Annotated in this window: 11 protein-coding genes and 1 pseudogene; 8 read left to right on the top strand and 4 right to left on the bottom strand. The window is 63.0% G+C overall.

Annotated elements, in window-relative coordinates; genetic code table 11:
• Positions 1–13: 13 nt before the first annotated feature.
• From ORI27_RS25775 to ORI27_RS25765, 3 genes are read right to left on the bottom strand one after another with little or no spacing between them, the layout of a single operon-like run.
• Positions 14–778 (bottom strand): enoyl-CoA hydratase/isomerase family protein, encoded by a 765-nt coding sequence (locus ORI27_RS25775; RefSeq protein WP_265999926.1) that lies wholly within the window; start codon positions 776–778, stop codon positions 14–16.
• 1 nt (position 779) lies between these two features.
• Positions 780–1820 (bottom strand): acyl-CoA dehydrogenase family protein, encoded by a 1041-nt coding sequence (locus tag ORI27_RS25770; protein ID WP_265999925.1) that lies wholly within the window; start codon positions 1818–1820, stop codon positions 780–782.
• Positions 1817–2947 carry an acyl-CoA dehydrogenase family protein gene (locus ORI27_RS25765; protein ID WP_265999924.1) on the bottom strand — a complete coding sequence of 377 codons (1131 nt, stop codon included), beginning with the start codon at positions 2945–2947 and terminating at the stop codon, positions 1817–1819. Before ORI27_RS25765 ends, ORI27_RS25770 begins: the two co-directional genes overlap by 4 nt.
• Positions 2948–3170: 223 nt before the next feature.
• Here ORI27_RS25765 and ORI27_RS25760 point away from each other — a divergent pair, with 223 nt between their 5' ends.
• Genes ORI27_RS25760 through ORI27_RS25725 form a run of 8 tightly spaced genes read left to right on the top strand, consistent with a single transcriptional unit; the run spans position 3171 to position 12504 of the window.
• Complete coding sequence (locus tag ORI27_RS25760) at positions 3171–3938, top strand: MlaE family ABC transporter permease (RefSeq protein WP_265999923.1); 768 nt, start codon at positions 3171–3173, stop codon at positions 3936–3938.
• The gene (locus tag ORI27_RS25755) at positions 3935–4789 is read left to right on the top strand and encodes an ABC transporter permease (protein ID WP_265999922.1); all 855 of its coding nucleotides are present in this window, start codon (positions 3935–3937) and stop codon (positions 4787–4789) included. The genes ORI27_RS25760 and ORI27_RS25755 overlap by 4 nt, the downstream gene beginning before the upstream one ends.
• A gap of 3 nt (positions 4790–4792) precedes the next feature.
• On the top strand, positions 4793–6289 hold the full coding sequence (locus ORI27_RS25750) for an MCE family protein (RefSeq protein WP_265999921.1): 1497 nt from the start codon (positions 4793–4795) through the stop codon (positions 6287–6289).
• Positions 6279–7307: an MCE family protein gene (locus ORI27_RS25745; protein ID WP_265999920.1), complete on the top strand. Its 1029-nt coding sequence runs from the start codon at positions 6279–6281 to the stop codon at positions 7305–7307. The genes ORI27_RS25750 and ORI27_RS25745 overlap by 11 nt, the downstream gene beginning before the upstream one ends.
• A complete protein-coding gene (locus ORI27_RS25740) occupies positions 7304–8614 on the top strand; it encodes an MCE family protein (protein ID WP_265999919.1) in 1311 nt (436 codons plus the stop codon). The genes ORI27_RS25745 and ORI27_RS25740 overlap by 4 nt, the downstream gene beginning before the upstream one ends.
• Positions 8611–9915, top strand: coding sequence for a virulence factor Mce family protein (locus ORI27_RS25735; protein WP_265999918.1), 1305 nt, complete (start codon positions 8611–8613; stop codon positions 9913–9915). The genes ORI27_RS25740 and ORI27_RS25735 overlap by 4 nt, the downstream gene beginning before the upstream one ends.
• On the top strand, positions 9912–11042 hold the full coding sequence (locus ORI27_RS25730) for a virulence factor Mce family protein (protein ID WP_265999917.1): 1131 nt from the start codon (positions 9912–9914) through the stop codon (positions 11040–11042). Before ORI27_RS25735 ends, ORI27_RS25730 begins: the two co-directional genes overlap by 4 nt.
• Position 11043: 1 nt before the next feature.
• On the top strand, positions 11044–12504 hold the full coding sequence (locus tag ORI27_RS25725) for an MCE family protein (protein ID WP_265999916.1): 1461 nt from the start codon (positions 11044–11046) through the stop codon (positions 12502–12504).
• A 312-nt stretch (positions 12505–12816) separates the two neighbouring features.
• On the opposite strand, the pseudogene ORI27_RS25720 reads toward ORI27_RS25725, so the two are convergent.
• Positions 12817–13290, bottom strand: a pseudogene (locus ORI27_RS25720) (transposase); the annotation flags it as partial.
• Between the last annotated feature and the right edge of the window lie 195 nt (positions 13291–13485).

The following is a 13485-nucleotide window of genomic DNA, read 5'->3' as shown; positions in this document are numbered from 1 at the left end:
GCTGCTTGCCGGGCTATTCTCCGGTGAATACCGCTGTGTCGCGCGCGAGGTTGGCGGCGATGCCGATCTTGCTGTCCTTGGTGGCCCAGAGCTGCTGCTGTTGATCGAGTTCTCGTTTCAGCACCGCGTGAACGCGCCGTGCCAGTGGTGCCCTGAGCGTTTCCCGGATCGATTGCACGGCAAGCGGGGCGGCCGAAGCGATCTCGGCTGCCCAGTGAAGCGCCTCTGCCCGGAGTTCCCCGTCCGGCACGAGCCGATCGACCAGGCCGATGTCGAAAGCACATTGACCGTTGATGCGCCGACTGGTGTAGAGCAGATCCATCGCTCTTTGGGCCCCCACGATGGCGGGCAGCGTCTCGGAGAGTCCGAAGCCTTGGTGAAAGCCGAGGATCGAGAAGTTGGCGTGGAACCGGCTGGATGGTGTGGCTACCCTGAAATCGGCCGCACAGGCCAGCCCCAGTCCCCCGCCAACCGCGGAACCCTGCACCGCTGCGATGATCGGCACCTTGACGTCGAACAACCGAACAGCCTCGCGGTAGAGCAGTTCAGATGATCGAGCCCTATCGGCCTCCATCCCACCTTCGGAGAAGTTGGCGCCGGCGCAGAAATGTTTGCCTTCAGAGCATAAAATGATCGCCCGAGTGCCCCGAGCCTGCAGATCCTTCGCGGACACAACGAGATCGGCGATGAGTCCGTGATCGAAGTAGTTGGCGGGTGGACGGCGGATCTCGGCGACGGCAACATGGCCGACGGTGGTGATCGTGAGATCGCGAGACACGTCAGACGCCTGTGGTCGAGCCGACGGATGTCACAGCGGCGGCGATGCACCCGGTATGTGGCACCGCCGCGCCCAACCGGAGGTTCAGCGTGGTTTCGTCGCCGAAGTCGCCCCGCCAAGTGTGCAGTCGGCGGGTAATTAGCTGTAGTGAGTACTCCTGCGTCATGCCGATTGCGCCGTGCGCTTGATGGGCTGCGCGGGTGGCCAGGCCGGCGTTGCGGTTCGCCACCGATTTCGTGGCGACGATTTCCAACGATGCCCGCCCGCGGATCGCGGCGATCGCGGCTCGTTGCACGCATAAGTCCGTCAGTGCCGACACCTCGGCCAGCTCGACGACATGGGCCTGTACAGCCTGGAAGGCGCCGATCGGCTTCCCGAACTGGACACGTTGCCGGACATAGCGATTGGTGAGCTCGAGCGCTGCATTAATCGCTCCGGCGATCTGCGCTGAACGAAGCAGGGCGCCCCGCAGCAGCAGGGCGTCGGCGTCCACATCAGATCGGTGGACGTCGACGTCGATGTTGTTTGCGGTCACGGTGTCCCGCGGCATGCCGGCCAGGTCGGTGCCGGGAGTGATGTCCAGGCGGGTGGGGTCGATCGAGACCACTTGGTCACCCAGCGCTGCCACGACTCGCCCGGCGCTGCGCGCCCACGGCACGTGCCGGGCACACCCGGTCAGCCGGTTACCGGCCAGCCAAAGCCCGCTGGTGTCGGGCACCACGGCGAGCGGGCCCGTGGCTACCACGACGCCAGCACTTGCCAGAAGCCATGCAGCCAGGGCTGTTTCGACCAAAGGCAACGGCGTCGCGTGGCGACCGGCACCCTCGGCGACGGCCACCAAGTCCAAAAGCGACCCACCCGCACCGCCGAGCGATTCGTCGACCCCGATCAGCGGGAGGCCGAGTTCTTCGGTTTCGGCCCAAAGTCGGGGTGGCAGGCCGCTTCGTTCAACTTCGGCGACAACGTCGGGGGTGAATGTCTTCGAGAAATAGTCTTCCACCAGGCCGAGGAGTTCGGGGTCGGGACCTGAACCGGTAGTCATGCTCGGATCAGCGCTTTCGAGATGATATTGCGCAGAATTTCCGTCGTTCCGCCCCTGATCGTCCACGCAGGTCCGGTGAGGATGGCCCGGGCTAACAAGGATTCGTGCGGATCCGACGAATCGAGTTCCGGCGTGCGTCCGTAATGGCGCACAACGATGTCGATGCACTCCTGTTCGAACCGGGTGGCCATCTCCTTGGCCATCGCCGCCTCGACGGTCGGCGACTCGCCGCGGTCGACTGCCCGCGTGATCGACAGGGACAGACCGTGAAAGGCCCAGCAACGAGCCAAAACCGAACCGAGATCAGCTTGTTCCCAGGTGGTCAGCCGGCCAGACGGGTGGGTTGCCCAGTGCTCCAGAATCGGCATCAACGACATCCATCGATCGACGCCGCCGCGTTCGAGGACGAGTTCGGCTGTGTTCTGCCCCCAGCCGGCTCCGACACTGCCCAACCGCATCGTGTCGGGGACGAAGACGTCGGAGAAGGAGACTTCGCAGAAGTGCCGGGTTCCGTCGATGAAGGGAATCGGTGACACCTTGAGGCCGTCGGTGTTGCGGTCGACGATGAACTGGGTCAGCCCCCCGTATCGCTCCTCGGAGGTGCGGAACAGGCCGATCAGATGCGTGGCCTCGGCGGCGCCCGACGTCCATATCTTGGTACCGTTGATCACCCAGCCATCGTCGATCTTCACCGCCTTGGTTCGCACCGACGCCAGGTCTGACCCGGCTTCGGGCTCACTCATGCCGATCGCGAATGAGAGTTCGCCGCGGGCGATCCGGGGCAAGAAGTACTGCTTCTGCTCAATAGTGCCGTTGTTGGAAATGTTGGGTCCAGACTGGCGGTCTGCCACCCAATGCCATCCGATCGGTGCCCCGACGGCGAGCAGCTCCTCAACCACGATCAGCCGCTCGACCGCTGAACGTCCGCCTCCGCCGTACTCTTTCGGCAGAGCCATTCCCAGCCACCCGCGCGAACCGAGATCGCGGGAAAAAGCGGGGTCGGTATCAGCAGCCATACCGAGGCCCAGGGGATAGCTGCCCGTCGGCAGCCGTTCAGCGAGAAAGGCGCGGACTTCGTCCCTCAGCCGAACTTCTTCGGCGCTCAGCTCGGTGGCGCTCAACTTCACCGGTTCCCTCACCATCCTTCGCAAATCTGTGTCCACTGGGTCGACCCCGGGCGATAGTGCAGCTGATCGAATTAGTTGTATGTAATGTGCTGAATCTATACTAAATGTTTCGTGCCGTTGCTAGCCTGATGCCGGCTGAGAGTCTGGGAGGTGGCGCTGTGCGGGATCAAGGAACGTCTGCCGGGGTGACGCCACGCGCGATGGCGACGAGGTGGGGCGGTTGATGGCTTCGGCCAACAATTTCGTCAGGTCGGCGCGTGCCCTCGGTGATTTCTTCGCGATGTGTCTGGACACGTTCGTGCAGATGTTTCGCCCGCCGTGGGCGTGGCGTGAGTTCGTCATCCAAAGCTGGTTTGTGGCGCGCGTTTCACTCGTTCCGACGTTGTTGTTGACCATCCCGTTCACGGTGCTCACCACGTTTACCGTCAACGTCCTACTCGTCGAGATAGGTGCTGCGGACTTCTCCGGAAGCGGTGCGGCACTGGGCACTGTCACCCAGACGGGACCGGTGGTGACGGTGTTGGTTGTCGCCGGGGCGGGGGCCACGGCGATGTGCGCTGATCTCGGTGCTCGCACCATTCGCGAGGAACTCGACGCCCTTCGCGTGCTCGGCATCAACCCGATTCAAGCGTTGGTGGTACCCCGGGTGTGGGCAGCCACTTTCGTCGCAGTGCTCCTGGCGTCGATTGTGATCATCACCGGACTGGTCGGCGGGTTCTTCTTCGCCGTCTTCTTCCAGCACGTGACCCCGGGCGCGTTCGCGGCCGGACTGACCTTGCTGATCGGTACGCCGGAAGTCATCATCGGACTCTGCAAAGCGATGCTTTTCGGCTTGGCAGCCAGTCTGATCGCCTGTTACAAGGGGATCCACGTCGGCGGGGGACCGGCTGGGGTCGGCAACGCGGTCAACGAGACCGTGGTGTTCACCTTCGTCGCGCTGTTCGTCATCGACGTGATCGCGACCGCAGTCGGTGTGAAGGCCACGGCGTGACCCGAAGCTCCCCCAGCGGCACGTATCCGCGAATCCAACGAGTGGTGGCCGTTTGGGTCAACGGTTGGAACCGACTGGGGGTTCAGACACAGTTCTTCGGCTCGACGATCAGGGGAATCTGGGATGCGTTCGCCCACTATAGGATTGAACTGGTGCGGCTGATTGCACAGATGAGCCTGGGCACCGGAGCGCTCGCCGTGATTGGCGGAACGGTGGTGATCGTCGGATTCCTGACCCTGTCAGCGGGCTCACTAGTGGCGATTCAGGCCTACAGTCAGCTACAAGAGATCGGTGTCGACGCCCTGGCCGGATTCACATCGGCCTACCTCAACGTGCGCCTGATCGCTCCGCTGCTTGCCGGCATCGGTCTCGCGGCCACCATCGGCGCGGGTGCCACTGCACAGCTTGGCGCAATGCGTATCAGCGAAGAGATCGATGCGCTCGAAGTGATGGGCATTCGATCAGTCGCCTATCTGGCCTCCACGCGGATGGTGGCCGGTGTGGTCGTGGTGATCCCCTTGTACTGCGTTGCAGTGCTGATGGCTTTCATGGCAACACGTGTCGGCACGACCTTCGTCTTCGGTCAGTCAACCGGCGTCTATGACCACTACTTCAATACGTTTCTGAACCCAAGTGACCTGATTTGGTCTTTCCTGCAGGCAATTTCGATGGCCATCGTGGTGATGTTGGTGCACACGTATTACGGTTTCACTGCCTCCGGTGGGCCGGCGGGTGTCGGCGAGGCGGTCGGCCGAGCCGTTCGCGCATCCCTGGTCACCTCCGTGTTCGTCACCCTGTTCGTCTCGCTCGCCATCTACGGTGAGTCCGGCAATTTCAATCTGTCCGGATAGCGCATGGACTCGGCAGGAATTAATGGACGGCTCCATCCGGGGTGGCTGACGCTGATCCTGTTGGCAGCCATTGCCCTGTTCATCTACGTGACGCTCTCGTTCTTCCGCGGTACGTTCACGTCATACGTGCCGGCCACCCTGGTATCGGACCGCTCTGGTCTGGTGATGGAGCCCGGCGCGAAAGTCAAGATGCGCGGAGTGCAGGTCGGGCGGGTCGCCACGGTCCAGGGCGGCGAGGATCCCATCAGGCTCAAGCTTGAGATCTTCCCGGACCAGATCACGTACATCCCGGCCAACGTTCACGCGCGGATTCGCGCTACGACGGCCTTCGGCGCGAAGTACGTCGATCTCATCTACCCCAGTGAGCCCAGTGCCAAGCCACTGGCCGCGGGAGCGGTGATTCAGTCGCTTAACGTCAGTACCGAGGTCAACACGGTGTTCCAGAACCTGACAGATGTGTTGCAGCAGATCGATCCCGCGAAACTGAACGGCGTTCTCAGTGCGTTGGCCGACGGTCTGCGCGGTCAGGGCACCGCCATCCGTGAGGCGACAACCGCCGCCAACCAGGTGCTGCTGGCGGTGAATCCCCGGGCCGAAACCATTCGCGGCGGCTGGCGGTCCCTGCAAGGGTTCAGCGATACCTACAGTGCGGCGGCGCAGAACATCCTGAGCCTGCTGAGCTCGGCGGCCACCACGAGCACTGCCCTGACCGACAACGCGACCAACTTGGACTCGCTATTGGTCGGTCTGGTTGGCTTCTCGCGCAGCGGCACCGACCTGATTGGTCCGAACCGGGACAGCCTGGCGGTCACCGTCAACACGCTCGAATCGACCACACGCCTGCTGTCGAAGTACAACCCGGAATTGACCTGCACGCTCGTAGGGGCGAAGACCTTCCTCGACAACGGCGGTTACGATTTCGGCGGCGGCAACGGGAAGTCTTTGGTCTTGGACGCCGCACTGCTGCTCGGCGACGACCCGTACAAGTACCCAGACAATCTGCCGGTTGTCGGCGCAAAGGGCGGCCCCGGCGGCAAGCCCGGTTGCGGCTCGCTGCCCGACGTCTCGAAGAACTGGCCGGTGCGCCAGCTCGTCACCAACACCGGCTGGGGTACCGGCCTGGACTGGCGGCCTAACCCCGGGATAGGTTTTCCAGGCTGGGCCAACTACTTTCCGGGCACCCGCGCAGTGCCGGAGCCGCCGAGCATCCGCTACCCAGGCGGCCCGGCTCCCGGCCCGATTCCGTATCCCGGGGCCCCGCCCTACGGTGCCCCGATGTATGCACCGGATGGCACGCCGCTGTATCCGGGTCTCCCACCGGCGCCGCCGCCGGGCGCTCCTCGCGACCCGGGCCCGCCGCCACCGGGATCGGAGCCGTTCGTGGTACCGGCACCGGCATCGGTTCAACCGACCCCCACGCCGCTCCTTCCGGATACGGCGGTGCCCGTCACCGTGACTGCCACAGTGTTGCCTACCGAAGGCCGTGGCCGTGAGGGGTGATTTCAGCGGTGCGCTCTGGCGGCTGACGATCTTCACGTTGGTATGCCTGTTCTTCACGTTTGCGATGTTCGCGATCTTCAGTCAGCTGCGCTTCCAATCGGAGATCGTCTACAACGCCGACTTTACGAACGTATCGGGACTGAAGGATGGCCAGTTCGTTCGGATCGCCGGTGTCGAGGTCGGCAAGGTCAAGAAGATGTCGATCCAACCGGACAACACGGTCAACGTCGCCTTCAGTGCGGACCCTTCAGTGGTGCTGACTGAGGGCACCCGAGCGGTGATCCGGTACGACGACTTGATCGGCGGGCGCTACTTGGCATTGGAGGAAGGCGCGGGTGGCGCCCGGAAGCTCGCCGCGGGCGATACCATCCCGTTGTCCCGCACCTCTCCGGCCCTGGATCTGGACGCGCTTATCGGCGGCTTCCGGCCGCTGTTCCGCGCGTTGGATCCGGATCAGGTGAACGCATTGTCTGGTCAATTAATCAGTGCGTTCGAGGGCCAGGGCGACACGATCAGCTCGTTCTTCCAACAGACCGCGACCCTCACCAACAAACTGTCCGACCGTGATCATCTGATCGGTCAGGTCATCACCAACCTGAATACGGTGCTCGGTTCATTGGGCGACCAGAGCACGCAGTTCAGGCAGGGCGTCGATTCGTTGGCTCAGTTGGTCCAGACATTGGCCGACCGTAAGGACGAGATCAGCGAATCGGTGGCCTCAGTCAATGCGGCTGCCGGCTCGATCGCCGACTTGATGACGCAAGTACGCCCACCGCTACAGAAGGTGGTGCACGAGACCGACCGCACCGCAGGCATTGTGGTGGCCGACCACGACTACTTGGACAACCTGCTCGCGAAGCTACCGGAGAAGTATCGGGTGCTGGAACGACAGGCCCTCTACGGTGACTTCTTTAGTTTCTACCTGTGTGATCTGGCGCTGAAGGTCAATGGCAAGGGCGGCCAGCCGGTGTACATCAAGCTGGCAGGCCAGGACACAGGGAGGTGTGCGGTGCGATGAAAGCGTTCTCCGAACGGAATTCATTGACAATCTGCGCCATTGGCGTGGCCATAACCCTCGGTACGACGTTGGCTGCGTTGAACTATGACAAGCTACCGTTGCTGAACCCGAACAAGCACTATTCGGCCTACTTCGCGGAGGCCGGTGGCCTGAGTGCCGGCGCTGCAGTACAGGTGTCGGGCATGCAGGTAGGCAAAGTAGAGGGAATTGCACTCGACGGACCGCGGGTCCTAGTGAAGTTTAACGTGGACAAGAACATTCACCTTGGCGATCGGACCGAGGCTGCGATCAAGACCAAAAGTCTGCTGGGTTCGAAGGTGATCGACCTGACCCCACGCGGTGACGCCCAGCAAGCCGGCCCGATTCCAGTGGACCGCACCCAGTCGCCTTACCAGTTGCCGGATGCGCTCGGCGACCTGACCGCGGCGATCAGCGGCCTGAACACCGACCAACTGTCCAAGTCGTTGGCCGTGCTGTCGGACACCTTCAAAGACACTCCGCCCGATCTGAGGGAAGCAATACAGGGGGTTGCGCGCTTCTCGCAGACGCTCGACGAGCGGGACGAGCAGCTCCGAAGCCTATTTGCGAAGGCCAACAAGGCAACTGGGGTTCTGGCCGAGCGAAGTGACCAGGTGGTCGGCCTGATCGCCAACACCAATGCGTTACTGATCCAGATGCAGAGCCAGAGGCAGGCGCTGGACCAGATCTCGAGCAATATCGCCGCAGCATTCCGGCAGATCAATGGGTTCATAGGGGAGAACCGCGACACTCTCAAGCCCGCGCTCGACAAACTCAACGGAGTCCTCACGATATTGGACAACCGCAAGCAGAACATCCAGGAGTCGATCAAGAGGCTCAACGTCTACATGATGTCGCTCGGTGAATCAGTGGCATCGGGTCCGTTCTTCAAGGCCTACCTGTCCAATCTGCTCCCGGGACAGTTCATTCAGCCGTTCATCGAGGCTGCATTCTCCGACCTCGGTTTGGACCCGGCGACACTGTTGCCGTCGCAGCGCGCCGATCCGCAGCTCGGTCAGCCGGGCACGCCCGCGCTGCCGATTCCTTACCCCCGAACTGGTCAGGGTGGTGACCCGAGTCTGTCGTTGCCCGAAGCTATTACGGGTAAGCCAGGCGATCCGCGCTACCCGTACCGGGAACCGCTGCCAGCGCCGGCGCCCGGCGGTCCGCCTCCCGGCCCACCTGCAGCACCGCCACCGAATCTGCAGTCGACCCCGCAGCCGACACCGTCGCCGGTGTACGTGCCCGCGCCAGGTGAGATGTCGACGACTGCGGGGGGAGCGCAGTGACGAAGCGAAACGCCAGGATCGGACTGGCCATCGCCTTGGTGCTGACATTGGTCGGCGGTCTCGCTGTGACCTTGCGGTCAGTAGGTCAGGCCGATCGAGTTCACGTGGTCGCCTACTTCGCAAATAGTGACGGCATCTATGCCGGCGACGAGGTTCGCATTCTCGGAGTGCCGGTCGGCAGGATCGACAGGATCGAGCCGCAGCCGCACCGTGCGAAGATCACGTTCTGGTACGACGGCAGCTACCAGGTGCCGGCGGATGCGAAGGCGGCCATCTTGTCGCCGTCACTGGTGGCAGTGCGGGCAATCCAGCTGACGCCTGCGTACACCGGTGGGCCGGTATTGCGGGACAACTCCGTGATCGGGCAGGAGCGCACGGCAGTTCCGGTCGAGTGGGACGATTTCCGACAGCAGCTACAGAAACTCACCGACACTCTGCAACCAACGCAACCGGGTGGCGTCAGTACGTTGGGCGCCTTCGTCAACACCGCCGCGGACAACCTGCGCGGCCAGGGCGCCAACATCCGAGACACCCTCGTCAAGCTCTCCCAAGCGTTCTCGGCCCTCGGGGACCACAGCAAGGACATCTTTTCGACGGTGAAGAACGTGTCGACCTTAGTCTCGGCCCTGCAAGATAGCGGCCAACTGATGCGGCAGCTGAACCAGAATCTCGCGGCGGTGACAGCCCTGCTATCCAACGACCCGAACGAAGTTGGCAACGTACTCAGTGACATGAGCGCCGTGATCGGCGATGTGACGAGCTTCCTGGCCAACAACCGGGAGTCGCTGGGCGCGACCGCAGACAAGCTGGCGTCGGTCACCACCGCACTCAACCAAAGCCTCGACGATCTCAAACAAACGCTGCATGTGGCGCCTACGGCCATTCAGAACTTCGTCAATATCTATCAACCGGCGCAAGGCACCTTGTCTGGCGTGTTGGCGGTCAATAACTTCGCCAACCCGATTCAATTCCTGTGCAGTGCGGTCCAGGCGGCGTCCCGGCTCGGCGCCGAGCAGGCATCGAAATTGTGCGTGCAGTACCTCGCGCCCATCATCAAGAACCGTCAGTACAACTTCCCACCCCTAGGCGAGAATGCGATCGTGGGGGCATCCGCACGCCCGAACGAGCTGACCTACAGCGAGGATTGGCTGCGCCCTGACTACGTCCCGCCGCCGGCAGCCCAGCCACCGCAAGCCGTTGCGCCACAGACGGATTCGTCTCCGCTGCCAGCCGAAGCGCGACCGACGGAGCCCGCTGCGGGCCTGCAAGGGATTATGGTGCCCTCGGGCGGTGGCTCATGAGACGCACCGGCCGCTTCTCAGCCAGCGCCCTGATCCTGCTCGCCCTCGTGCTGTCAGGTTGCGGGTGGCAGGGCGTTAACTCTCTTCCATTGCCCGGTACCGTTGGTCGTGGGCCGGGCTCTTTCACCGTCCAGGCTCAACTACCCGATGTGGACAATATCGAGCGGAACTCGCGCGTGCGCGTCGGTGACGTGACGGTCGGCAACGTCGAGAAGATCGAGCGGCAGGGTTGGCACGCACTGCTGACGATGACGATCAACGGCGATGTCAACCTGCCCGCTAACGCAACCGCGAAAGTCGGCCAAACCAGCTTGCTGGGATCGAAACACATCGAGCTCGCCCCACCGAAAGGCGTTGCACCCGAGGGCAAGCTCCACGATGGGTCGCTCATTCCGCTGACCTCGAGTAGCGCGTATCCGACCACCGAGCAGACCCTGGCGCAGCTTTCGATGCTTCTCAACGGCGGTGGAATCGGCCAGATCCAGGACATCACTCAGGCCCTGAGCGTCGCGTTCGCCGGGCGAGAGCAGGACCTGCGCAGCTTGATCCAGCAGTTGGACATCTTCATCACTTTTGCCAGCGATCAAACCGATGACATCATCCGCGCCACGCAAAGCCTAGACAACCTTGTAGGGCAGTTCGCTGAACAGAAGCCGGTGGTGGACAAGGCGCTCAAGACGCTGCCGCAAGCACTTTCGCTCCTTAAAGACGAGCGGCAGAAACTGGCCGATGCTCTCGGTGCCCTGGGCAAGTTCAGCGCTGTCGCCGCTGATGCGATCAATCAGACGAAGGATAATCTGGTCAAGGAACTCGAGGAACTAGGTCCCGTGCTCGAGTCCTTGGCCAATGCCGGCCCCGCGTTGACTCGCTCACTGAGTTTCTTCGGCACCTTCCCTTGGCCTAACGAGACATTGGAAAAGTGGGCACGCGGTGACACCGGGAACATCACCACGGTCATCGACCTGACTTTGAGCCGCATCGATGCGGCGTTCTTCACCGGCACCCGATTCGAGGGCAATCTGACAGAGTTGGAAATGCAATGGGGCCGCACGATCGGCCAGATGCCCAGCCCGTACACCGCCGGCAATCCGTTAGTCGCTCCCTACCACCTCGACCAGAGGCCGTGACATGCGTATGAACAGACGGATCTGGACTCAGTTGGCGATCTTGATCACTATCTCGACGATTTCCTTCACGGTCATGGCCATCGGCTACATGAGATTGCCCAATCTGTTGTTCGGTGTGGGGCACTACACCGTCACCGTGCAACTTCCGGAGGCCGGAGGGCTGTATCAACGCGCCAATGTCACCTATAGCGGCACCGAAGTCGGTCTGGTGAAGGAAGTCCGTCTCACCAAGAGCGGAGTCGATGCAGTGTTGTCCCTCCGGTCAGACGTCAAGATCCCGGCCGACCTCGACGCGCAGGTCCACAGCAGAACCTCAGTGGGCGAACAGTACATCGCGCTCCAACCGCGCGCCGGCGACGGTCCCCCGTTGAAGAACGGCGACGTGATCCCACGGGATCGAACGTCGGTTCCCCCGGACGTCAACTCACTGCTCGACGCCACTAGCCGCGGTCTGAAGGCTATCCCGGGTGACAATCTGAAAACGACTATCGACGAGGCGTCTACGGCATTCGGCGGCCTGGGGCCTGAGATCTCACGGATCGTGAAGGGCTCCACCAGCCTCGCCCTCGATGCCCGTCAGAACCTCGGTGAATTGACGAACGTAATCGACAACGTCGGACCGGTTCTCGACACGCAGACTGCCACGTCGAATTCGGTACAGGCGTGGGCGGCCCATCTTGCCACGATCACGCAGCAGCTCAGCGATAACGACTCGTCGGTCCGGAGTGTGCTGCAAAACGGTCCTGCTGCAGCCGAACAGGCGCGGCAGTTGTTCGACCGGCTTCAGCCGACGGTACCCATCCTGCTGGCCAACATGGCGAGCATCGCCCCTGTGCTGGTGACTTATCAGCCCAACCTTGAGCAAGTCCTGGTGCTGCTGCCCATGAGCACGGCGCTCATGCAGGGTATCGGCGTTGCGAACTGGAACACCAAGCAGGACTACAAAGGTGCGTATCTGAGCTTCAACCTGAACCTCAACTTGCCGCCACCCTGCACCACCGGATTCCTTCCCGCCCAGCAGCAGCGGTCCTCTAGCTACGAGGACTACCCGGAACGTCCCCCCGGCGACCTCTACTGCCGGGTGCCCCAGGACGCGATGTTCAACGTGCGCGGTGCCCGCAACTTGCCCTGCGAGACGCGCCCAGGCAAACGTGCACCGACGGTGAAAATGTGTGAGAGTGACGAGAACTATGTGCCGCTGAACGACGGCTATAACTGGAAGGGCGACCCGAACGCCACGCTATCCGGCCAAGACGTCCCGCAACTATCACCTGGTCCTCAGTTGTCGGCGCCGCTGCCCTCAGGCCCCGCTCCGCCGCCAATACCGGCCGCGACCTACGACCCTGCGACCGGCACCTATGTCGCCCCCGACGGGCAGATGCACCGACAATCTGACCTCGCCGCCGGCGCTGCCAAGCCGGGAACTTGGCAGTCGATGCTGCTGCCCCCGCCCGGGGGGTGAGCGAACCGATCACCAGGGCCGGGGGGATAACCCGCAGGCCGCTGTGGGACCCCGTCAGGCATAGTGCCCGCGTCGCCGCGCCGGCGAACTGATTGATCACTGGTTGTGACAACCAGTTCGACACCACTGCCGCGCAGCGACACATCGGCGACTTCACCCGCTGCGGCGGTCAGTTGGCCACTATCGATCGCGTCGGCAATCGTCGGCGGCATGCGGTGGCGCAGGATCTCCCACTGCCGCAAGTCCTCGCGCAGGAATCGGTGTTGATCCGCCCAGCCCAGCGATCGCCACAGGCGCGCTGTGTGGCCGTATCTGGGTGGCCACTGCATCAAAGAGTGGGGTGGAATCCAGAACTCGGCGTCGGCCCCGCAGCAACCCGGCCGCCCGCGCGGTCGCGTTGACGTCGTCGAACAACCGCCGCGGCAGATCCGAAGCGCGTAGCCGGTTGCGCATCCCGACCAGCACCGTAGCGTGAAACGCTGGCGCCCCCACGGTCAACCCGGCCGCGGCCTTCCATCGCAGATCAAAGGCCAACCGGTCGCATGCTTCCCGATCTGAAAGCCCCTCGAAGGCCTGCAGCAGCATCACCGTGGCCACCACCCGAGCGGGCACCGTCGGACGCCTCAACCTCGACCGCGTGAATAGATCGGCGAAGTACTCATCGCCGAACAACACCGCACCATGCTCGGCTAGCAGCCGATACACGCTGTCCTGGGGGAGCTGATCATCGACCAACAGCAGCACGTCATCGAAGCGGACCTGCCGATCCTCACGTCCCAAAGCCACACAACGATTTTCGCTGATCAGCCCATCAAACCTGCTCGGGCACGCCCAAAAAACCACGCCACTAGCCCGAAGTTCCCCCTTGTAGGGGCCTTGCCCCGGTGTAGTGGACACGGGATTTGTGGTTACGCCGCTTGTGGCAGCGTAGCGAATGTGTGGTTGTTTTCGTAGGTGGCGGGGCTGGAATAGGCGCAGCGG

The organism is Mycobacterium pinniadriaticum (assembly GCF_026242045.1).
GTDB classification, from domain to species: Bacteria; Actinomycetota; Actinomycetes; order Mycobacteriales; family Mycobacteriaceae; genus Mycobacterium; species Mycobacterium pinniadriaticum.
Note: the sequence above shows the minus strand (reverse complement) of the source record. Positions and strands in the feature narration are given on the sequence as shown.

Coding starts and splice junctions, on each gene's coding strand:
- ORI27_RS25730 (WP_265999917.1), top strand. CDS start 9,912: ATGAGACGCACCGGCCGCTTCTCAGCCAGCGCCCTGATCCTGCTCGCC.
- ORI27_RS25760 (WP_265999923.1), top strand. CDS start 3,171: ATGGCTTCGGCCAACAATTTCGTCAGGTCGGCGCGTGCCCTCGGTGAT.
- ORI27_RS25725 (WP_265999916.1), top strand. CDS start 11,044: ATGCGTATGAACAGACGGATCTGGACTCAGTTGGCGATCTTGATCACT.
- ORI27_RS25750 (WP_265999921.1), top strand. CDS start 4,793: ATGGACTCGGCAGGAATTAATGGACGGCTCCATCCGGGGTGGCTGACG.
- ORI27_RS25770 (WP_265999925.1), bottom strand. CDS start 1,820: ATGACTACCGGTTCAGGTCCCGACCCCGAACTCCTCGGCCTGGTGGAA.
- ORI27_RS25740 (WP_265999919.1), top strand. CDS start 7,304: ATGAAAGCGTTCTCCGAACGGAATTCATTGACAATCTGCGCCATTGGC.